Raw genomic sequence first — 19,939 nt, 5'->3', positions numbered from 1 at the left:
ACCCAGAATTCACGCAGGAGCGCGATTTTTAGGTTGTTTCTTAATCAGCCGGAGTCCGCTTGGAGTTTTCACACAGCCTGGGTTGAGAGCGGTCACTTGCGAACCGCACCTTTCACTCTGATGTCGCCAGTCCAGGAAATAAAGTTGCCTGGCACGGGCTACGCCCGTATTCGTGGATCAAGCCCGCTCCAGCGGCGATCGCATTTAGATCGAAGCCAGCAGCTCGCTTCGTTGCTTATGGCAGACGCTCAAGCCCGCACTGATACTTGGCGCCCTCAAGGCTTGCTTCAAACGCCTCGAGCCCTGCGTATATCTGTTGCAGCCCAGTGATTTGCCCCAGCACTTCGCGTTTCTTGTCGGCAATGGCCTTGCCCGCCAACTCCCACGGCAAATCAGCACCCTGATGCCTCAGCAGAATCGCCTGCAGTTCCTTCAATTTGAAACCCAACTGCTGCGCGCATTTGATGAACGTCAGCAGCTCGACACTCTGCTGGTTGTAAACGCGGTACTGCCCTTCGCGCTCGGGCGGCGGCAGCAGGCCAATCGCTTCGTAGTGGCGGATGGTCTTGACCGTGGTGCCCGACAGTTGGGCGGCTTTGCCGATGTACATGAACGTCCTTTTCATAAGGGGGCGGCGCATCATTGCATGGCGCCAGCGGTTCGGGAACCACATAGGCGCAGGTCAGCCGGCGATGCCTCGTGCCTGTTCGAGCCAGGCTCCACGCCGCTTCGCGCTGGAGCCGAGCAGCGGCCCGAACATCAGGGTACGCAGCGGTCTGATACCGCAGAACTGCAACGTGGTCTTGCGCACCTGGTGAAGGCCAGGCATGCGATACACCCAGCGGTAGTACCACGGCGGTGTATCCATCGTCACCAGCAGATGCGCCGTTCGGCCCTTGAGCAGTTGCTCGGGGAAAGCCTTGCCTGCCCTATACCGGAACGCGAAACCGGGCAGGAACACGCGGTCGAAAAAGCCTTTCATCAATGCAGGGATACCGCCCCACCAAATGGGGTAGATAAAGGCTAGGTGCTCGGCCCAGGTGATGTCGGCCTGGGCCCTGAGCAGGTCGGGTTCCAGTGGCTGCGCTTGCTGGTAGCCGCTGCGCAGCACCGGGTCGAAGCTCAAGGCATCAAGCCGTAACACCCTTACATCATGGCCGGCACTTCTGGCCGCCTCGACATAACTCTCGGTCAGCGCTGCGCAGAAACTCTCGCCTGACGGGTGCCCCAGCACCACTAGTACTCGCTTGCTCATCATCACTTCATCCTGAACATGAAGCGTGCAGGGTAAAGCCTGCCCCTAACGGGAGAGTCAACTGCTCAGGCTGCTCTGGGGCCGTTGCAGTGCGCGACACCCAGCGGCGAAAGCTAGAAATCCGTACCCGTTGATCATGAAAAAACGTTTGGCCCAGTTGCGAGAACATTTTGACTTTCCAGCAATAACGTCTCCTTGTAGAAGAGTGACAGCTCTTGGCCGTTTGCTGCCCTCCAGCAAGGGCTGCTTTGGGTCGAAAGCGGTCAGTCGATCCGAGACCGAATGCTGGATGGCGAGTACCAGAGCGCTGCGGAATCGACGTGAACATGTTTCTGCTTGTTCGGCATGAACGGTGTATCCAGCGTGCCTAACGCTATTGAAATCCAGTCGGCAAACTCACCTTGGGAGCGTGACCAGAACAAGGTCGAGCCGCACTCCACGCAGAACTCGCGCACGACCGTCGGTGAGGACGCATAGCTCTTGATACTGTTGGCGCCGCGAAGTACTCGCAGCTTGCTGCGCGCAACGCTGCCGTACGAAGCGAATGCGGCTCCGTGGCCTTTGCGGCACTGGCTGCAATGGCAATGACTCACTGCCGTTGGCGGGGCAACTAGCTCGAAACTGACTGCTGCGCACAAGCAGCTTCCTTGGTATGTCTCTGGCATTGGCGCTTCCGTGCAGGTAGAAAACGCCAGCGTAACCGCCCCGCCTGAATCGGTCGACTGGTCGTTAGCTGCTTTCCATCAAACGTGGCAGCTTCAGCCCGGCGCTCACTGGCCTGGCGCCGTCTCTTCCTGCTGGAAAATACGGAATCCGCGCGCCTGGTAATTTCGAAGCGCGGCAGGATGGTCAAATGTGCAGGTATGTACCCACACCCGCTCTGTACCTTGCCATGCCCATGCAGATCGAACAGCGTGACTCAAGAGCGCGCCGCCGAAGCCACACCCTAGAAATTGAGGTGCCAGCCCAAAGTAGCGGATTTCGCTGTTACAGCCATCGGGGCGATACAGCTCGTAATAGCCCGCTATCGCCCCGCGGTGATAGGCAACCCAGGTGCGATGACAATCCTGTTCAACAAGTGCCTGCCAGTCAGAAATAGCCCAGGCATCAAGATCGCCCCACTCCCAAGGCGTGCCTACCAGCTGGTAGAGGAACCGATTGAATTCCGCCTGGGGCACTTCACATTCGATGATCTGGAGGTCGTGAGGCTGTGGTTTTTCCTTTAGCTCGGAAACCGAGGCCATTTCCAGGTAATAAGTGGTGCAAGACCGTTCCATCGTAGACTCCCTACGTCTTCCCGCTAGCGATCGCCAGTGACCACCGGGCTCGACATCGGCCCGGTGAATTTTCACTACCTTACCAATTATGCGTATAGCTGGCAGTCAACACCGTGCCCGGTGCCGGCAAGTGGCTGGTGTTGTTGTTATTACGCAGCAGCTGGCTGTAGAGCGGGTAGTAGTCACGGTTGAACAGGTTCTGGATGCCGACGCTCACCTTGTCGTCAGGGGATATCTGGTACTGACTGACCAGGTCCACTGTCGTATAGGTACTCACCTGATGTCGACCAAAGCTGTCCATGCCATCGAGCCTGTAGTCCTTGGCGTCAAAGAACGTGGCTTGCAAGCGGTTGCTCCAATCCAGGGTCGGCTTGTACTGGAGGTAGGCAGTCAGTTTCAGGGGCGGGACGCGATAGCCGGTCATGTCTTGCCAGCCTTTGCCGTCCGGCTTTTCTCGTCCGCGCATCCAGGTCGCACTCCCCCCTGCGCCCCACACCGCATCGTCCGATAGCCAGTCGGCACTGGCTTCAGCACCGTAGATGCGCTCCTTGGTGCGGGTCAGAATGAGGCCATTGTTGAAACTTTGCACGTCCCCCAGTTTGGAGGTGGTGTAGAACAGCGCCAAAGTGCCGAGGGTGTTGCTGCCCAGCTCACCTCGCCAGCCAAGTTCATAGTTGTTGGTTTTGACCGGTTCCAGGTTCGAGGCGCCGAGGTCGAAGCCGCGGCGCGCATTCCGCAACTGAATGCCCACATCGGGCAACTGGAAGCCCTGGCTGAACGAGGCGTAGATTTCCTGGCCGAGTACCGGCGAATAGACGATGCCAAGGTTCGACAGCACCGCATCGTAATGAATGTCCCCACCCTTGACCGCCACCGGGGAGGCAGCCCTGGATTCGGACAACGGAACAAAGTCATCAAATTCGGCGGTGGAGTATTCGTAGCGCAGGCCGCCATCGACCGACCAATGCTCATCGAAGCGATGCTGTAGCTGGGCGAACGCACCGGCGCTGCGGGTCTTGAGCGGCGGCATGTAGGTGAGCTTGCCGGTCTTGTCGAAGACCAGGCCGCCACTGGCGTCATAAGCCGCAGGGTCAAAGACGTCGAGCGGCATGTCGCTGCGCTCCTGGTTATAGTCACCACCCCACACCAACTCGGTACTGCCGCTGTCGCCAAGTGGCGTGCGCAGGGTCAGGCGGCTTCCGAAAACTTCGCTGTTCTGCATGATCTGGTCGACGTTGCCGCCGCGGGTGGCAACGGCCCGGGCGTCGAACGGGGTGAAACGGGTGAAGTAGTCCCGGTAATACATCTGCGCAGAAAGCCGGCTTCCGAGAATGTCGAGATGCTCGTACTCCAGGTTCAGCAGTGTGTTGCGAATGCGGTTCTGCTCGTCGAGATCCAGGCCCTTGATCGCGTTGGCCGGCACCGAGCCTGCGGGGAGTTTCGCGACGCTTGGGTCTGTAGCGTAGTCGGTGTTCTGGCGTGCATCGTAGTGGCTGACTGCGAGCTGGATTCGCTGGTTCTCGTCAATGTGCAGCCCCAGCTTGCCGCCAATGTTGTAGATGTTCGAGTCGAACAGGTCGCCCTGACTGGGCTCTGGAGCGATCCGCTCGCCGTGTGCATCGTACGAAGCACCGATGTGGCGGGTACCGAAGTCGAACGAGTAGTCCACCGCGCCCTGAGAGCCTGCGAAGTACTGCTGGAACTGCCCCCCCAGGCCATCGCTGCCCAGGCGGGTAAGTGGCGAGGTGGCGCTCAGGCTGGTTTCGGCACGGTTTTCGCCGCCAGCCGGTCGTGTCGTGATGGCGATGATGCCTCCCGTGGCGCCGCTGCCGTAAATAGCGCTGCTGCCACGGATGACTTCGACCCGTTCGATCAGCGCCGGGTCGATATTGGCCAGGTTGCGCGAAGAGTCGCGGTTGGTATTGAGCGGCACCCCGTCGACCATGACCAACATGCTGCGCCCGCGCAAGGTCTGGCCATACTCGGTGACGGTGCGGCTGGAGTCGGACATGCCCGGAATCGCCTTGGCCAGTACCGTGGCCAGGCTCTCTGAACCCTGGCGCAGCTCCTGCAGTTGTTCATGCTCAAGAACGGTGGATTGCCGCGTTGCGGAAACCAGGCTGCTGCTGGTGCGCGAGGCCGTGATTTCCATTTGCGCCATTTCCACCGGAGCGCTTTGGGTTTCGGGACTGGATGCCGGTGCATCCTGCGCAACGATGACGAACGTGCGCTCATCCTTGGCCTGTACTTGCAAGCCACTGTTCTTGAGCAGCGTATGAAGTGCCTCCTCAGGTGTGAACCGCCCCTTCAGCGCAGGCGCGTTTCGGCCTGCACCGAGATCGCTGGCAAAGATGATCTGTAGCGAAGACTGCTGTGCAAGGGCATTGATGGCCTCACCCAGCGGTGCGGCAGGGAGATCCACGTTCACCCTTTCCCGGCCCTGGGCCGACATTGCGATGAGCAAGCTACTGGCAAGCAATGACAGGCGTAGTTGGCGACTGCGGAGGGGAAAATGCACTTCTCGAGTTCCTTTTAGTTGGGCTTTTTTCAATAGCCGCCATGGGAATCGGGAAACCCTACCTGCGCCTGAGAATTATTTTCTTATCGTTTTGCGTTGAATCCGGACGCTGCCATCCTCTTGTTGCAGCACGGCGACGGGCAGGATGCTCGGTAGCAGGTCCAGCAGCAGGTCGACATTGTGCGCCTCGAAGACCCCTGTCACCGTGAGTGCAGCCAAGCTTGGGTCGTTCAGTTCAATGGCCGCCTTGCGATAGTGGCGCAGCAACGACACCGCCTCATCCAGCGGCGTCTGCTCGAACACGATGCGATCATCTTTCCAGGCCATCGCCTTGGCGGCGTCGACCTTCGCTACTGGCATCAGTTGCCCACCAATCGAGTCGACCTGTTGCCCTGGCCTGAGGGAGACAGCCGCTTGTGCTGCAGTTGCCACGGCGACGTCCACGCGCCCACGGGCCAGGGTCACACGAACGGCGTCGTTATCCAGCCGGCGAACATTGAACAGCGTACCGAGCACCTCGACTTTCGCCAGGCCTGCGGACACGATGAAGGGGCGGTACACGGCCGAGGACACATCGAAGAGGGCTTGCCCAGAGCGCAGGCCGACCTCACGACTGAGTAGACGCCAACTGATCTCGACATGCGTGCCACTGTCGAGCAGCAGTTTACTTCCATCGCTCAGCTGTACAGCGCGCCGCTCACCAATGGCGGTAGCGAAATGCTCGCTCTTGTAGGTGGGGTTCAGCCAGGCCAGGGCTGCCAAGGTGATCGCAACCGTTAGCGTGATACCCGCTGACTTTAGCGCTTTCGAGCGCGCAGGCCTGGACGGCGGTATGGGAAACAGGTGCTTGAGCTCTTCACGATGTCGCCCCAGAGCCTCGTCCAATGGCGCCTGTTCGGGCTTCTTCGTCATGCATGCACCTCATCACGTCCAAGCCGTTGCCTGCAGGCTGCCAACCCAAGGCGCAGGTGCTTTTCCACTGTCTTGATGGAAATACCCAGGCGATCGGCTACTTCTGCCTGGGGCATTTCGTGAATTTTATGCATGACAAAAACGGCCTGGCAGCGCGGTGGGAGGTCTGCGATAGCACGGACGAGCAATTGAAACTCGCGCTCGGTGTCATACCGGCTCATCGGGGTGGCTGCCGGGCAGGCCACTTCAGGAAGCTCGGAGACCGCCTCCACCCAGGCGCTTCGGCGACGGTCGCTACGATAGCGACTCACGGCAGTGTCGTTGGAGATTTTTCGTAGCAACGCCAGCGGGGTCCGAACGTTTTCTTGCTCACCGCGCTCAAGCAACTGCACACACACGTCATGCACTACATCGCGCGCCATGCTTCTGTCGCCGAAGCGTCGGCGAATGTGGTCCACCAGCTCGTCATAGTGACGTACCAATGTAGACAGCAGCGTCGGTTTGGCGGGATCGAACGACACGATGCATCCTGGAAAAGAGGTAGGCCCCGAAAACAAGACACAAGTGTAAATGAGAAATAATTGCGAATAAACAAGCTACAGCGTCGAGCCATGCAAATTCGCAGCAAGGCGAGGAATGGTCAGTCCGTTGGCAATTGCGCTGGCCTCAAGCTTTGCACGCTCCGCGTCCAGCAACACATAGGCGGCTTGCAGCGTGGTGATCTTCGCTTGAACTTCGGCCATCTTGCTGGCGACGAGGGCCGCGCCTTGGGCACAATCGATCGTATTACCCCGCTTGGCGGCAAGGATGTCGCCGATCTCGGCGAGTGAAAAGCCGCCGCGCTGGGCACTCTGAATGAAGGCCAGATCAACAACGGTCTGGTCGCTATATCTGCGGTAGTTGTTGGCTTGCCGATGGGCCACGATTAGCCCGAGTTGCTCGTAATAGCGCACTGTATGGCGGCCGATCCCACTGCGGCGCTCCAGTTCTCCAATCTTCAAAATAAAAATCCCTTGACTGTAGAGTACGCTCTACACCTTAGCCTGCGCCGATCATCCAGACAAGGGTTCGGACATGAGCGTGGAATGCTTCGTCACAGGCGGTAGTGGGTTTGTGGGTCAACACTTATTGGCACATCTCACTGCAACAGGGCACACGACCCGGGTGCTTATGCGCAACCCTGAAAACATCGAGCGTCTCAGAGAGCAGGTAGGCCGACTGGGCGGTAACCCTGCGTATATCCATGCCGTCGAAGGAGATATCAGCAGGGAACAGCTCGGACTCAGCGAAACAGACAAGCAATGCGTGTCGTCGGCCGCGGTTATCTTCCACCTCGCGGCGCAGTTCACCTGGGGCCTGACAATGGAGCAGGCCCGCGCCGTCAATGTACAAGGGGCGCTGAGAGTCGCCAGGCTCGCGGCGAGCCAGCGCATCCGCTTGCTGATGGTGGGCGGCTATATGCTGCAAAACCTCAGCCACCTTGCGAGTATCGGGGTTGATAACGAGCGCCCTGAAAACACCCATTGGCCCGCAGTCTACAGCCGTGCAGGCGGCTACGAAGGCAGCAAGCTGGAGTCCCATTTTGCCGTCATCCGTTACATGCAGGAAGCGGGCGCAGATTACTCGATCGTTCATCCTGCCACGGTGTGTGGCCACAGCGAGAGTGGGCACATCCCTGAAGGACAACCTCTGGCCGAACTCATTCGAAATCTGGCCCAGGGCCGGTTCAAGGCTGTCCCCGGTTCGGCCAGGCACTGGTTGCCATTGGTCAGCGTCGATTACCTGGTGAAGATGATGACCTGCGTGGCATTCGACCCCACGATGGCCAACCGGCAGGTCCTGGCGCTCTTCGAGCACACTCCGAACTTGCAGGGTATGCTCGAGCAACTGGCAAAAACGCTGAAGATCAAGGCCCCCCGCCGCCATGTACCGATAGGGTTGCTCAAGTGGCTATTGACGATTCCCGGACTGGCGGCCAGATTCGCGATCAGCCCCGAGTCATTGAACTTCATTCAGACACAGCGCTTCGACATGCGTAACAGCCAGCAACTGGAACGAAAGTATCAGTTGGCACATCCCGACATGGCGCAGACTTTGGAGAAGACCGTGCGCTACGTCCAGGGTTACTGGTCCAATCATCATGCTCACACTTCTGAAAACCCTGTTGGAAGATAACAAGTGGAATCTGCCAGCGCGCGTGATTCTGTCGGACGCTCCAGCAAATTAGGTGCTATATTTTCGGGCATGAACCAGGCAGTTACTTCCTGACCGTCTGGTTAGTTAAAGCGTGTCGACGCTCAGCTTGGTCTTTAGGGAAAAAGGCGCGTGAATTGACGTGAAGCGTGACATCCATCTCGTTGTGCTACTGCTATCGGTCATCGGTTGTTCTCTTGCCTCGTTGACGCTGTGGAAGGTAATGGCCTCTCGCGAGCGCGCGCTGGAAGATATCAACGTCCATGGCCTGAACCTGACCCAGGCACTGTCCACCTATTCAGAAGGTATCGTCCGACAGAGCTCAATGCTGTTGCTGGGCCTGGCCGAACGCCTGGAAACCGAGGGGGCCGGTCCGGCGCAGATCGAACGTCTGGGTCAGCTGGTCGAGCGTCAGCAACCATTGATGCCGCCAATGAGCGGCATCACCATCTACGCCAAGGATGGGCGCTGGCTCATGTCATCCAACCGTCCGATCCCGGTCGGTGCCAACAGCAGCGACCGCGCTTTTTTCATACACCACCGTGACGACCCGTCCCGCGCCCCCTTCATCGGCCTGCCCATCCGTAGCCGCGTCACCCAGGAATGGGTAATTACCATCAGCCGGCGATTCAACGATGACCGCGGCGAATTCGCCGGCGTTGTTGCCGTGACACTTGGCGTGGAGAACTTCCTGCAGCTTTTCGGCAAGCTGGACGTCGGCCATGACGGTGCCATCGGGCTGTCCTACACCGACGGTTCCATGCTGGTGCGCTATCCGTTTCGGGAACAGGACATGGGACGCAACTTTTCCAAGTCGCCAATCTTCACCAAGTACCTCATCGACCAGTCCGCGGGCACCGCATCATTCACCTCCAGCCTGGACGGCGTGGAGCGCCTCTATGCGTTTCGCAAGAGTGACAAGCTGCCCCTGGTGACAACGGTCGCACTGGGCAAGCAGGAAGCCCTCTCAGCCTGGCGGCTCGAGGCGCTGCTGTCGGCGCTGGTGGTCGCTGCGCTACTCGCACTGACCGGAGCCATTGGCTGGCTGCTGATTCGAGCCATGAGCCGGCGAAACGCGGTCGAAAGCGAACTTCGACTGACCCAACAGCAGTTGCTTGACAGCAACCAGCAGCTCGAAAGCCTGGCGATGCATGATGCGCTGACGGGGCTTGCCAACAGGCGCTGCTTTGACGAGGCGCTGACCCAGGAGATCCGCACTGCCCATCGAAATGGGACCACGCTGGCATTGCTGATGATCGACATCGACCATTTCAAACGCTACAACGACACCTATGGGCATCCGGCTGGCGACGCCTGCTTGCAGCAGATAGCTTCCCTGCTCGCTTCCTGCATCCGCCGCCCACGCGACCTGCTGGCACGCTACGGGGGTGAGGAAATGGCTGTGATCCTGCCCGATACCGACAACGACGGAGCGGCCGTCGTTGCCAGGCTGATGCTTGAGCGCCTGGCCTTGCAACCTATCCCGCACCAGGGCAGCCCTTTCGGACATGTGACCGCCAGTATCGGCATCGCCTGCTCCGATGGAACGGCGCTCGACAGCCCCTCATCGCTGCTCGAACGCGCCGACCAGGCGCTGTACATCGCCAAGCAGGCAGGCCGCAATCGCCTGCATGTCGACCTGGTGAAGGTATAGCAGGAGATCACCCAGCCCTTTGGGCTGCGCTGTCGCGCAATGAGTTTTGTGGTGTTCCATAAGAGGTGGGGTCAGCTCTGAGCGCATCGCTCGCACCGACGCATTACCAGACGGCAATGTCGTAGGTCAGGTAGATCCGGTTGCTGTCGCGACCTCGGGAAAAATCAGAACGGTACACGTAGTTGCGCAGTTTCACCCCCAACCCTTTCACCGGCCCCGATTGCACCACGTAGGCAAGCTCCACATCACGCTCCCATTCGCTAAGCCCGGCGTCCGCGGAACGACCGTTGTCGCCGCTCAGATAGCGCGCCATGAAGGTGAGCCCGGGGACGCCGGCCGCTGCAAAGTTGTAGGCATAGCTCGCCATCCAGGTTTTCTCTTCTTCCTCGATGAACTTGCCGATACCAACGTTACTGAACGAGTAGACCGTCGCGCCGCTGATGTAGGGTAGCCCGGCCTCGCCGTCGAGCACTTGGTAACCAGCACCGACCGTGTGCCCGGAGTGGGTGTAGGCCAGTTGCCCGCTGAACATGTCATTGTCGATCTCGCCGGCATGGGCGGCTCCGCTGTCGCGGCTCTTGAAATAGCGCAAGTCGGTGGTGAACACCCCGCCGGCCAACGGCAGGTCGTGTACCAGGCCGACATAGTCCTGGCGGTAGAAATGTTCGAGCTGGCCGTGGAAGTAGCTCAAGCGCAGCTGCTTGCTGACGGCATAGTCGGCACCGGCAAAGCTGAAATCGCCAGACTCGCCGCCGCTGTAACCATCCAGGAACAGGCCAGTGCTGTCGGAGGAGTCCCGCTGCTTGAAGCGGTCGAGGTGGCCGGCAGTCAAGGTCAGGCCATCGACATCGGTACTGGTCAGCTGCGTGCCCTGGTAGGTCTGCGGTACCAACCGCGCATCGTTGTAGACCAGCACTGGCGTCTTGGGCAGCAAGGTGCCATGCTTGACCACGGTCTGCCCCAGTCGCGCCTTGGCCGTCACCCCGGCACTGGCGAACTCGTCCGCGGCACGGCCATCGTCATGCACTGGCAGCAAGCCGGTACCGCTGCGGCCGCGGCCCGAATCGAGCCGTACGCCTACCAGCCCCAGGGCATCGAGCCCCAGCCCCAGCGGGCCTTGAGTGAACCCAGATTGGTAGTCCAGCAGAAAACCCTGTGCCCATTCCACCCGCTCACTCTTGGCAGTTGCTGCCGCGCGGGCGCTCATGCCTTGTTCGTCGCGGAAGTTTTCGTTGAAGTAAACGTTGCGCAGCTGCAGTTTGAGCTTGCCGTCGTCGATGAATCCGGCAGCGCCGGCCACAGGCAGCCAGCCGCACAGCAGGCCACAAGTGGCCCCACGGAAAACAGTTCGGGACATGTTCGATACTCTGTTGTTGTTCTTGGATGAGGTGGGCGCCAGCGGCGCCCGATGCAGATCAGACGAAGAAGGACAAGGCACCTGTGAGCAAGGCCAGTGCGGTAATGACCAGCGATGTCAGCACCGCCCATTTCACGGTGGCCTTCTGGAAGTCGCCGATGTCGCGATCGACCATGCCCACCAGCAGCAAGGTCGAGGCCACCAGCGGGCTCATCAGGTGCACCGGCTGCCCCAGCACCGAGGCGCGGGCGATTTCAACCGGGTCGATGCCATAGGCGGCTGCGGCGTTGGCAAGGATCGGCACCACGCCAAAGTAGTAGGCATCATTGGACAGGACGAAGGTCAGCGGCATGCTGGTCAGCGCCACCACCAGCGGGAACCAGTGGCTCCACGCCTCGGGAATCCAGTCGACCAGGGTCTGCGCCAGCGCATCGACCATCTTGGTGCCCGAGAAAATCCCCGCGAAGATGCCCGCGGCAAACACCAGCAGCACCACGGTCATGGCGTTGCCCGAGTGGGCGAGGATGCGCTCCTTCTGCAGGTCCAGCTGCGGGTAGTTGATCATCAGCGCCGCGACGAAACCGATCATGAACAACAGTGCGGAGTGCATGACGCCCATCACCAGAGCCGTCATGACAGCAATCACCAGCACCAGGTTCACATAGGCCAGGCGTGGGCGCTTATGCGGGTTGTCGCCGAGGATTTCCTTGATGTAGCAATTGCCGCCACCAGACTCCAGGGCGATGTTGCCAATACGTCGGCGCTCGGCGCGGCCCAGCAGGTAGGCGGTGAACACCACCCAGGCCGCACCGCCGATAACGGTCGGCAGCATCGGGATGAAATACTCGGTCGCATCCAGCCCGAGCGCGGCAATGGCCCGGGTGGCCGGCCCACCCCAGGGGCTCATGCCACTCATGATGCTCAGCGACAGCATCGATACCGTGGCGAGGATCATCGGGTTCATGCCAATGCGCTTGTACAGTGGCAGCATGGCCGCGCAGGTAATCATGTAGGTGGTGGTACCGTCACCGTCGAGCGCCACCAGCAGCGACAGCAGCGCGGTACCGATGGCGATCTTGATCGGGTCGCCATTGACGCGCTTGAGGATCTTGCGGATCAACGGGTCGAACAGGCCGGCATCGATCATCAGGCCGAAGAACAGGATGGCAAACAGCAACAGGGCCGCCGAGGGCGCCACCATTTTCAAGCCATCGAGCATCATCTTGCCCAGTTCCGGGGCAAAGCCGCCGATCACGGCAAAGACAATGGGTACCACGGTGAGCGCAACGATCGGCGACAGACGTTTGCTCATGATCAGGTAGGTGAAGGTCACCACCATGATCAGGCCCAGGAGTGCGAGCATGGTTTTTTCTCTTGTTTTTATTCTGTTGCGGCCATCGGCAAGGCAGACGGCCCCCTACCCCACTCGGCATCGCCGGGATGTCGAGTGAAGTCAACAACGGGAGGTAAAAGAGGTTCTCAGCCGTGGTGCCGAGGCTCGGCAGACCAGTCTGGCTGCGCAGCGTCCACCTCTGCCGGTACAGCCGGGGTGCGGTTCAGGCGGCGCTGCAAGGTTTCCCGGTCGCAAGCGCCCTCCGACAGTGAAATGACCACGGTGGCCACGGCGTTGCTGGCCAGGCTGGTCAGGGCGCGCGCTTCGGACATGAAGCGATCGATGCCGATCAGCAAGGCAAGCCCTGCCAACGGGATGTCGTGGATGACGGTGAGGGTCGAGGCCAACGCCACGAAACCGCTGCCGGTCACGCCGGCGGCGCCTTTGGACGACAACAGCATGATCGCCAGCATGGTCACCGTCTGACCGAGGCTCAGGTCGATGTTGCAGGCTTGAGCGATGAACACCGCTGCCAGCGACAGATAGATGGCGGTACCGTCGAGGTTGAACGAATAGCCGGTTGGCAGCACCAGCCCGACCACCCCTTTCTTGCAGCCCAGCTTCTCCAGTTTTTCCAGCATGCGCGGCAGCACGGGCTCGGTGGACGATGTGCCGAGCACCACCAGAAACTCTTCGCGGAAATAGCGCAGCAGCTTCCACAGGCTGAAGCCATGGGCGCGGCAAATGCCACCGAGCACCACCAGCACGAAGAACGCACAGGCGATGTAGAGCGTACCGACCAGCTTGGCCAATGCCCCCAGGGAGGTCACGCCGTACTGCCCTACGGTGAAGGCCAGCGCACCGAAGGCGCCGACCGGGGCAAAACGCATCAGGTAGCCAAAGATGCGGAACACCATGGTCGAGGCAGACTCCAGCACATCGAGTACCGGCTTGCCCTTCTCGCCCATGGACGACAGGGCAAAACCGCTGAGCACCGCGATGAACAGCACCGGCAACACTTCACCCTTGTTGAACGCCCCGATGAACGTGTCGGGAATGATGTGCATGAAGAAGTCGACCACGCTGAGCTTCGCCGCAGACGCGGCGTACTGGCCGAGCCCCTCGGTGCTGAGCGTGGCCGGGTCGATATTCATGCCGACACCAGGGCGGAACAGGTATACCGCTGCCAGGCCGATCATCAGGCTGACGACAGTCAGGATCAGGAACAGCAGCAAAGTCTTGCTCATCAAACGCCCGAGGGAGCGCTTGTCGGTCATCCCGGCAATACCGGTGACAATGGTGCAGAACACCACAGGCGCGATCATCATCTTGATCAGCTTGATGAACGCATCACCCAGCGGCTTGAGCGCAACGGCCTGTTGCGCCCAGAAGTGACCGACCACCACGCCCAGCAGGACGGCGCAGAGGATCTGGAAGTACAGCGATTTGGCGAGTCTCATGAGGCATCACCCATTGTTGAAATTGTGCGGATGCGCTTGTTGCGAATGTACAGGCCTGGACTAGCGCCTGGGTCTACCCCGCCAACCTGCGGAATGTAGGGGCGTAAACGAAGCCTGAGAACAGCCGCCGGGCGGTTCGCACTACCGAGGCCTGAATCGTCTTGCCATCGGCACCACTGCGCGACAGCGCGACATCGATACCGCCGCCTGGGTGTTCCAGGCGTACCTCGGCCAGTTGCTCGACGCCCTCGCCCAGCAGTTCGCCGATTACCGTACCTGGGCTGACGCAGGCAGTCGCCAGCCCTATCGCTCCGGTGATGGCCAGGGCGCGGTGGCAGTTGTGCGGCATGAAGTAGCGAACCTGCAACGTGCCGTCATAGCGGGGCTTGGACACCAGTACCGGCTTCGGGATGACCATACTGCTGACATCGCCCAGGCCCATGGCCTTGCCGGCCTTCAGGCGCAACGCCTCAAGACGCTCGAGCAGACTGCCGTTGGCGTCGAGTTCGGCCGGGGTTTCCGAGCCGGTGACACCCAGCTGGCTGGCTTCTACCACCATCATCGGCATGGCCATGTCGATGCAGGTGACCGGTATGCCGTCGATCACATCCTTGGCTTTGCCGGTCGGGAACAGCTTGCCGGTCTTGCTGCCGACCGCATCGAGGAAGGTCAGGTGCACCGGGGCGGCAGTGCCCGGTACGCCATCGATCGCCGTGCGGCCTTCGTAGCGCACGATGCCGCCGGGGGTTTCCACCAGCGAATTGACGAAAGTACCGGTGTTGAGGTTGCGAATACGCACCAGTGTCTTGCCTTCCTGGCCTTTGACCAGGCCCTGCTCGATGGCGAACGGGCCAACCGCGCAAAGCATGTTGCCGCAGTTGGGCGCGGTATCGACCCGGCGCTGGGCGACCATGACCTGGACGAACAGGTAGTCGACGTCGGCGTCGGCATGCAGCGAGGGACTGACAATCGCTACCTTGCTGGTTTGCGGGCTGCCGCCACCGATGCCGTCGATTTCCAGTTCATGCCCGGAGCCCATCAGGTTGATCAGCAATTCGTCGCGTTCGACCACATTGGCAGGAAGGTCCCATGCATGAAAAAAGGGGCCCTTGGAGGTGCCACCGCGCATGAGTACGCAAGGAATTCGTTGCATGATTTCGCACTCTTGTTGATCAATGGACATCATTGATGTTGTGGACACAAGATTGACAGGGATGGATAAATCAATCCAATGCAAATATCGTAGCTATTGTTCCGATCCAAGCATCAATACCGAACCAGGGCCAAAGAGCGATTCGAGATGGAATACGAGCTGCAAGACATACGATCTTTCGTGAAAATCGCCGAACTCGGCAGCTTCCATGAAGCTGCCGAAGCGTTGCACCTGTCGCAGCCCGCCCTGAGCCGGCGGATCAAAAAACTCGAGGAGGGGTTGGGCACTTCGCTGCTGGAACGCACTACCCGTCGCGTCAGCCTTACCAGCGTCGGGCGTGACTTCCTGCCCAAGGCCAGGCGCCTGCTGGATGACTTCGAGGACTCGATCCTGAGCATTCGCGAGCTCGCCGAACGGCAGACCGGCCAGGTCACCCTCGCCTGTATCCCGACCGCGGCGTTCTATTTCCTGCCGTCGGTGATCCGCGACTACAACGAGCAGTACCCGAAGATCCGCATTCGCCTGCTGGACCTCAGCGCCAACGACGGGCTCGAAGCCGTACTGCGCGGTGAAGCCGATTTCGGCATCAACATGATGAGTGGCCAGCACCCGGACATCGAGTTCGTCTCCCTGGTACAGGAGCATTTCGTCCTGGCCTGTCGCAGGGACCACAAGCTGGCGAACCGTGACGCCGTCACTTGGGCAGAACTGGCCGACTACCGCCTGATCGGCGTAGGCCGGCTGAGCGGCAACCGGATGCTGCTGGACCATGCCCTGTCCGGGCTCAACCTGCGGCCCAAGTGGTTCTATGAGGTTCAGCACCTGTCCACCTCGCTGGGCATGGTCGAGGCCGGGCTGGGCGTGTCGGCCATGCCCAGCCTGGCCATGCCCAACGCCGACCACCCGACGTTGGTCAGCGTGCCGCTGATCGAACCCCAGGTCACCCGCACCCTGGGGTTGGTCTATCGCAGAGGGGCGTCGCTGTCGCCAGCAGCGGAGAAGTTCGTGTCGATTCTGCTGGACAAGTGGCCAAACCGGTAAACGAAACGCCTTGCATTTCGCGCGGTGCAGCACAGAGGACAAACCGGCTGCGTCCATGGTTCACTCCCCTCCCAGACCCAGCTCGTTGGGCCGGCGCTTCTCGATGGCGAACTTCAGCAGTGCCGCGCTGCGGAACAGGCCATGGGCAAACTTTCCATAGGGCAGCGTGATGAACAGCGCCATCACGGTGCCCAAATGGATCGCCAGCAAAATCGCCATCGCTGCGGTATCACGCAGGCCCAGCAAGGCAAGGCCCGTGGCGCTGACCAGCAGCAGAAGGAGGATGAACGCCCGGTCCATGGGCCGCTGGGCAACATCGCCCTGCTCCGGCGCCCTGCGCAGGTTCAGCGCCAGCAGCCCCGCCGGCCCGACAATCAAGCCAATACCGCCCAGGGTTCCGAGCAACACCGGTGCGCTCAGCAGCGGGTACGGCGCCTGCTGGCCCAGCAGGTAGTGATACCCGGTGGCGAGCAGCGTGGCGGCAAAGCACAACATGAAGCCGTAGAAGGTGAAGTGATGGAAACGCCGGCGCCAGAGCGTGTAGCGATCATCGGCATTGTTGCAACCTTGGCCGTGTCCGCCGTCCAGGTATTCAAGGGTCAAGGCCGCGCTCGATGCCTCGAACACTGCCCCTTTGGCCGGCTGTGCCAGCGCCTCGGCAGGCAAGACCGCGCGCCAGAAGCGACGCACCGCCACCGCCAGGGCCACAGCTGCTGCGGCAAAGACACTGCCGAACATCAGCGCCAGCGTGTTGTGCGGGAAAACCGCATAGAAGTCCCCCGCCAAGCGACCGGGCAGCAGCGTGCCGTTGACGAACAAGGCCAGCAGCAAGAACAGCGACAAGGCGACGGCCAATGCCGTGGCGACATAGGTGCCGTTGTGCCGATACAGCCGTCCGAAGAGCGCCGGCCAGGCGTACTCGGCATAGGTCTGCCCGCGCACCTTGGCCATTGCCTGCGGCACGTTGACGGCAAATTCGTGGGGTTGGGCATACTGGCAGGCGTGCAGGCAAGCACCGCAGTTGTGGCACAGGTTGGCCAGGTAATGGATGTCGGCCTTGCCGAACTCCAGCCTGCGGGTCATGGCCGGGAATACTGCGCAGAAACCCTCGCAGTAGCGACAGGCGTTGCAGATCCGCATTTGCCGGTCCACTTCCTGCTCCTCCAGGTTCAATACCGGGATCAGTTCGAGGGCCGACAGGGCGGCATCAGGCTGGCGTGGTTCAGGCAGTTGCGCGGTCATGGCGATTCTCTTTTTCTGGATGTTCGTGACCTGCCGCCGCAGCGGCGCTGGCCCCGGCGATACGGCCGAAGGCGGTGCCGATGGACATGCCGACACCTGCGGTGTAGCCCTTGCCCAGCACATTGCCCGCCATCATCTCCCCGGCAACGAACAGGTTCGGGCTGGGCCGCCTGTTGAAATGGACGGCGGCGGTTTCATCGGTGCGCAGCCCCAGATAGGTGAAAGTCACGCCCGGACGCAGCGGATAACCGTAGTAAGGAGGTGTATCGATTGGGCGTGCCCAGTGGCTTTTCACCGGTTCCAGGCCCACGGTGTGACAGTCGTCCAGCCGGGTGTGGTCAAAAGTGCCCGCCTGGCAGGCCCGGTTGTAGGCATGTACGGTTTCGAGGAAGGCCTGCACAGGCAAACCGAGCAGACCGGCCAACGCCTCCAGGCTATCGGCGGTGGCGCCTGGGAAAACCGGCGGCATGAAGCGACCGAGGGCTTTCCCGTCGATGACCGAGAACCCCACCTGCCCAGGCTGATGCGCCACCAGACGTCCCCAGATGGCATAGCGCTTGGGCCAGAAATCCTCGCCTTCATCGTAGAAGCGCTGACCATCGCGATTGACCACCACGCCCAGCGACACACAATCGATGCGCGTGCAGATGCCGCCATCGTATAGCGGCGCGCGGGCATCGATCGCCACCATGTGTGCCTGGGTCGGGTCGCCAACCGTGTCGGCGCCCTGTTCGATCATGCGGCGCAACAGCACCCCGTCATTGAAACGCGTGCCACGGATCAGGAAATTGTCCGCAGGCCACTCCCCTCGCTCGTTCTGCCCCCAGGCCTCGCGCAACCACTGACGGTTGGACTCGAAACCACCGGCGGCAAGCACGCAGGTACGCGCCTCGATGCGCTCGGCAGGCAGGTGTCGCCCCTGAACCTCACGCGGCGGCACATGAGCCGCAACGAAGCGTCCGTCCTGCAGTTCGATGTCGGCTACAGGCGTGTCGTAGCGTATCTGTACCCCGAGGTTTTCGGCGCTGCGAAAGTAGGCATTGACCAACGCCTTGCCGCCGCCCATGAAGAAGGCATTGGTCCGTGCGGTGTGCAGCGCACCAGATAATGAGGGCTGGAAATGCACACCATGGCGGCGCATCCAGCCACGGCAACTGGAGGACGCGCGAATTACCAGACGCGCGAGCTTTTCGTCAGTCTGGCCACCGGTGACCTTCAGCAGGTCCTGCCAGAACTCTTCTTCCGGGTACGCCTCGACCAGTACATCCTGGGGGGCGTCATGCATGCACCGCAGGTTACGCGTGTGTTGAGAATTGCCACCACGCCAGGCGCGGGGTGCGGCTTCGAGCAGCAGCACGCTGGCTCCGGCCTCTCGCGCCATCAGCGCGGCACAGAGGGCGGCATTGCCCCCTCCGATGACTAGCACATCGATCATTTCGCCTCCAGATCACGAAGAGCCGAATGTTCGAGTGCTCCTCGTGAGCACGGACTTTAATCAGCGCCCGAAGGGTGCGAAACACGATCGTCGAGGGGAGGCATTCAGTTTTTCTAAAGGGGCTGGATGAGTGACCCCAGAGTCCGGGTCAAAGCAGCCGGGCCCCAGGCCATCGGCCCTGTTCCACCAGATCCCGAGCGACCTCCTGCAGTACGATCCGTGTCGCCAACGCGGCCGGCGAGAGCTCGTCATCGGTCAGGCTGACAATCACATTGCGACGCTGCGCCTGCGCTTCATCGATGGCAAACACACGCAAGCCCGCCTGATGCGCCCGGGCCACCGTCGCGCCGGGCTGGATGGTGGCGGCATGACCCGCACAGACACAATCCATCAACAGCGACAGACCGTCGACTTCCATGACGATGCTGGCCTCCAGCCCGGCCCGTTCGAAAATCGCGCGCAATGTCGTGCGCAGACCATGCTGCGTGCTGGGCATCACCAAGGGGAGCGTCGCGATCTGTTGCAACGTCAGCGACTCGCCCCACCCGGCCTTGACCAGCGGGGCGGGAACCAGCACGAACAGGCGCTCCGTCAGCAACGCCCGGACATCCAGCCGCGGCCCCGTCTCTGCCTGGAACAGCACCGCCAGGTCAAGGTGCCTGGCATTGAGCTGGTTCATCAGATAGCCAGACAACATTTCCACCAGGTGCAGACGGATGTCGGGATAGCGTTCGCGCATCCTGTCGATCAATGCCAGGCCAAGAATCGATGCGGTGGTCGGTGCCAGCCCCACGCTGGCATAGCCGCTCATACGGCCACTTTGTGCCGCCAGGACAGCATGCTCCGCCTGACGAAGCGCCAGCCGCGCATGGTATTCGAAGGCCAGGCCCGCCGCCGTCGGCGAGACGCCGGTGCTCGAACGTGTCAAAAGCCGGGTACTCAGCTCGCTCTCCAGCTTCGACAGTTGCTGGCTCAATGCCGAGGCACCGACTCCAAGCTCGACCGCAGCCCTGCCAAGACTGCCGTACTCCAGAACACTCAGGAAATAGCGAAGCTGACGTAACTCCATACAAATCTCTTTCAACGATGGGGGCTGGTCCTCGAGCATG

Annotated in this window: 18 protein-coding genes; 3 read left to right on the top strand and 15 right to left on the bottom strand. The window is 61.0% G+C overall.

Annotated features, from left to right (window positions below; all coding sequences use genetic code 11):
- Positions 1-235: 235 nt before the first annotated feature.
- The 8 genes from FQ664_RS13965 to FQ664_RS13930 all read right to left on the bottom strand — a co-directional run bounded on the left by FQ664_RS13965 (position 236) and on the right by FQ664_RS13930 (position 6,963).
- Positions 236-610, bottom strand: a complete 375-nt coding sequence (locus tag FQ664_RS13965) for a MerR family transcriptional regulator (protein WP_144172620.1) — start codon at positions 608-610, stop codon at positions 236-238.
- A gap of 72 nt (positions 611-682) precedes the next feature.
- A complete protein-coding gene (locus FQ664_RS13960; RefSeq protein WP_144172619.1) occupies positions 683-1,258 on the bottom strand; it encodes an NAD(P)H-dependent oxidoreductase in 576 nt (191 codons plus the stop codon).
- Between the two features lie 260 nt (positions 1,259-1,518).
- On the bottom strand, positions 1,519-1,920 hold the full coding sequence (locus FQ664_RS13955) for a GFA family protein (protein ID WP_144172618.1): 402 nt from the start codon (positions 1,918-1,920) through the stop codon (positions 1,519-1,521).
- 105 nt (positions 1,921-2,025) lie between these two features.
- Entirely contained in the window at positions 2,026-2,532 is a 507-nt protein-coding gene (locus FQ664_RS13950; RefSeq protein ID WP_144172617.1) for a GNAT family N-acetyltransferase, read from the bottom strand.
- A gap of 79 nt (positions 2,533-2,611) precedes the next feature.
- Entirely contained in the window at positions 2,612-5,050 is a 2,439-nt protein-coding gene (locus FQ664_RS13945) for a TonB-dependent receptor (protein WP_144172615.1), read from the bottom strand.
- Positions 5,051-5,125: 75 nt separating this feature from the next.
- The gene (locus tag FQ664_RS13940; RefSeq protein ID WP_144172613.1) at positions 5,126-5,962 is read right to left on the bottom strand and encodes a FecR family protein; all 837 of its coding nucleotides are present in this window, start codon (positions 5,960-5,962) and stop codon (positions 5,126-5,128) included.
- Complete coding sequence (locus FQ664_RS13935; protein WP_144172610.1) at positions 5,959-6,483, bottom strand: RNA polymerase sigma factor; 525 nt, start codon at positions 6,481-6,483, stop codon at positions 5,959-5,961. The genes FQ664_RS13940 and FQ664_RS13935 overlap by 4 nt, the downstream gene beginning before the upstream one ends.
- A 75-nt stretch (positions 6,484-6,558) precedes the next feature.
- The gene (locus FQ664_RS13930) at positions 6,559-6,963 is read right to left on the bottom strand and encodes a MerR family transcriptional regulator (RefSeq protein WP_144172606.1); all 405 of its coding nucleotides are present in this window, start codon (positions 6,961-6,963) and stop codon (positions 6,559-6,561) included.
- A gap of 73 nt (positions 6,964-7,036) precedes the next feature.
- Here FQ664_RS13930 and FQ664_RS13925 point away from each other — a divergent pair, with 73 nt between their 5' ends.
- On the top strand, positions 7,037-8,137 hold the full coding sequence (locus FQ664_RS13925; RefSeq protein WP_144172603.1) for an SDR family oxidoreductase: 1,101 nt from the start codon (positions 7,037-7,039) through the stop codon (positions 8,135-8,137).
- Positions 8,138-8,297: 160 nt separating this feature from the next.
- Positions 8,298-9,809: a GGDEF domain-containing protein gene (locus FQ664_RS13920; RefSeq protein ID WP_178090992.1), complete on the top strand. Its 1,512-nt coding sequence runs from the start codon at positions 8,298-8,300 to the stop codon at positions 9,807-9,809.
- 103 nt (positions 9,810-9,912) lie between these two features.
- On the opposite strand, the gene FQ664_RS13915 is transcribed toward FQ664_RS13920, so the two are convergent.
- From FQ664_RS13915 to FQ664_RS13900, 4 genes are all read right to left on the bottom strand, one after another.
- Positions 9,913-11,166 carry an OprD family porin gene (locus FQ664_RS13915; protein ID WP_144172600.1) on the bottom strand — a complete coding sequence of 418 codons (1,254 nt, stop codon included), beginning with the start codon at positions 11,164-11,166 and terminating at the stop codon, positions 9,913-9,915.
- 58 nt (positions 11,167-11,224) lie between these two features.
- Complete coding sequence (locus FQ664_RS13910; RefSeq protein ID WP_144172597.1) at positions 11,225-12,529, bottom strand: CitMHS family transporter; 1,305 nt, start codon at positions 12,527-12,529, stop codon at positions 11,225-11,227.
- A gap of 116 nt (positions 12,530-12,645) precedes the next feature.
- The gene (locus FQ664_RS13905; protein ID WP_144172595.1) at positions 12,646-13,959 is read right to left on the bottom strand and encodes a dicarboxylate/amino acid:cation symporter; all 1,314 of its coding nucleotides are present in this window, start codon (positions 13,957-13,959) and stop codon (positions 12,646-12,648) included.
- 73 nt (positions 13,960-14,032) lie between these two features.
- A complete protein-coding gene (locus tag FQ664_RS13900; RefSeq protein ID WP_144172593.1) occupies positions 14,033-15,112 on the bottom strand; it encodes a 4-oxalomesaconate tautomerase in 1,080 nt (359 codons plus the stop codon).
- Between the two features lie 147 nt (positions 15,113-15,259).
- Here FQ664_RS13900 and FQ664_RS13895 point away from each other — a divergent pair, with 147 nt between their 5' ends.
- Complete coding sequence (locus tag FQ664_RS13895) at positions 15,260-16,153, top strand: LysR family transcriptional regulator (protein ID WP_144172591.1); 894 nt, start codon at positions 15,260-15,262, stop codon at positions 16,151-16,153.
- Between the two features lie 60 nt (positions 16,154-16,213).
- Here FQ664_RS13895 and tcuB read toward each other — a convergent pair whose 3' ends face one another.
- The 3 genes from tcuB to FQ664_RS13880 all read right to left on the bottom strand — a co-directional run bounded on the left by tcuB (position 16,214) and on the right by FQ664_RS13880 (position 19,899).
- Positions 16,214-17,395, bottom strand: a complete 1,182-nt coding sequence (gene tcuB / locus FQ664_RS13890) for a tricarballylate utilization 4Fe-4S protein TcuB (RefSeq protein WP_144172589.1) — start codon at positions 17,393-17,395, stop codon at positions 16,214-16,216.
- A complete protein-coding gene (gene tcuA / locus FQ664_RS13885; protein ID WP_144172587.1) occupies positions 17,376-18,830 on the bottom strand; it encodes an FAD-dependent tricarballylate dehydrogenase TcuA in 1,455 nt (484 codons plus the stop codon). Before tcuA ends, tcuB begins: the two co-directional genes overlap by 20 nt.
- 148 nt (positions 18,831-18,978) lie before the next feature.
- Positions 18,979-19,899: a LysR family transcriptional regulator gene (locus FQ664_RS13880; protein WP_144172585.1), complete on the bottom strand. Its 921-nt coding sequence runs from the start codon at positions 19,897-19,899 to the stop codon at positions 18,979-18,981.
- Between the last annotated feature and the right edge of the window lie 40 nt (positions 19,900-19,939).

Source organism: Pseudomonas persica, from assembly GCF_900291015.1.
Classification (GTDB): Bacteria; Pseudomonadota; Gammaproteobacteria; order Pseudomonadales; family Pseudomonadaceae; genus Aquipseudomonas.
Note: the sequence above shows the minus strand (reverse complement) of the source record. Positions and strands in the feature narration are given on the sequence as shown.

What these genes read in the sequence shown, in the direction of transcription:
- FQ664_RS13965 (WP_144172620.1), bottom strand. Translation starts at nt 610, where the DNA reads ATGTACATCGGCAAAGCCGCCCAACTGTCGGGCACCACGGTCAAGACC.
- FQ664_RS13960 (WP_144172619.1), bottom strand. Translation starts at nt 1,258, where the DNA reads ATGATGAGCAAGCGAGTACTAGTGGTGCTGGGGCACCCGTCAGGCGAG.
- FQ664_RS13955 (WP_144172618.1), bottom strand. Translation starts at nt 1,920, where the DNA reads ATGCCAGAGACATACCAAGGAAGCTGCTTGTGCGCAGCAGTCAGTTTC.
- FQ664_RS13950 (WP_144172617.1), bottom strand. Translation starts at nt 2,532, where the DNA reads ATGGAACGGTCTTGCACCACTTATTACCTGGAAATGGCCTCGGTTTCC.
- FQ664_RS13940 (WP_144172613.1), bottom strand. Translation starts at nt 5,962, where the DNA reads ATGACGAAGAAGCCCGAACAGGCGCCATTGGACGAGGCTCTGGGGCGA.
- FQ664_RS13925 (WP_144172603.1), top strand. Translation starts at nt 7,037, where the DNA reads ATGAGCGTGGAATGCTTCGTCACAGGCGGTAGTGGGTTTGTGGGTCAA.
- FQ664_RS13915 (WP_144172600.1), bottom strand. Translation starts at nt 11,166, where the DNA reads ATGTCCCGAACTGTTTTCCGTGGGGCCACTTGTGGCCTGCTGTGCGGC.
- FQ664_RS13910 (WP_144172597.1), bottom strand. Translation starts at nt 12,529, where the DNA reads ATGCTCGCACTCCTGGGCCTGATCATGGTGGTGACCTTCACCTACCTG.
- FQ664_RS13905 (WP_144172595.1), bottom strand. Translation starts at nt 13,959, where the DNA reads ATGAGACTCGCCAAATCGCTGTACTTCCAGATCCTCTGCGCCGTCCTG.
- FQ664_RS13900 (WP_144172593.1), bottom strand. Translation starts at nt 15,112, where the DNA reads ATGCAACGAATTCCTTGCGTACTCATGCGCGGTGGCACCTCCAAGGGC.
- FQ664_RS13895 (WP_144172591.1), top strand. Translation starts at nt 15,260, where the DNA reads ATGGAATACGAGCTGCAAGACATACGATCTTTCGTGAAAATCGCCGAA.
- tcuB (WP_144172589.1), bottom strand. Translation starts at nt 17,395, where the DNA reads ATGACCGCGCAACTGCCTGAACCACGCCAGCCTGATGCCGCCCTGTCG.
- tcuA (WP_144172587.1), bottom strand. Translation starts at nt 18,830, where the DNA reads ATGATCGATGTGCTAGTCATCGGAGGGGGCAATGCCGCCCTCTGTGCC.
- FQ664_RS13880 (WP_144172585.1), bottom strand. Translation starts at nt 19,899, where the DNA reads ATGGAGTTACGTCAGCTTCGCTATTTCCTGAGTGTTCTGGAGTACGGC.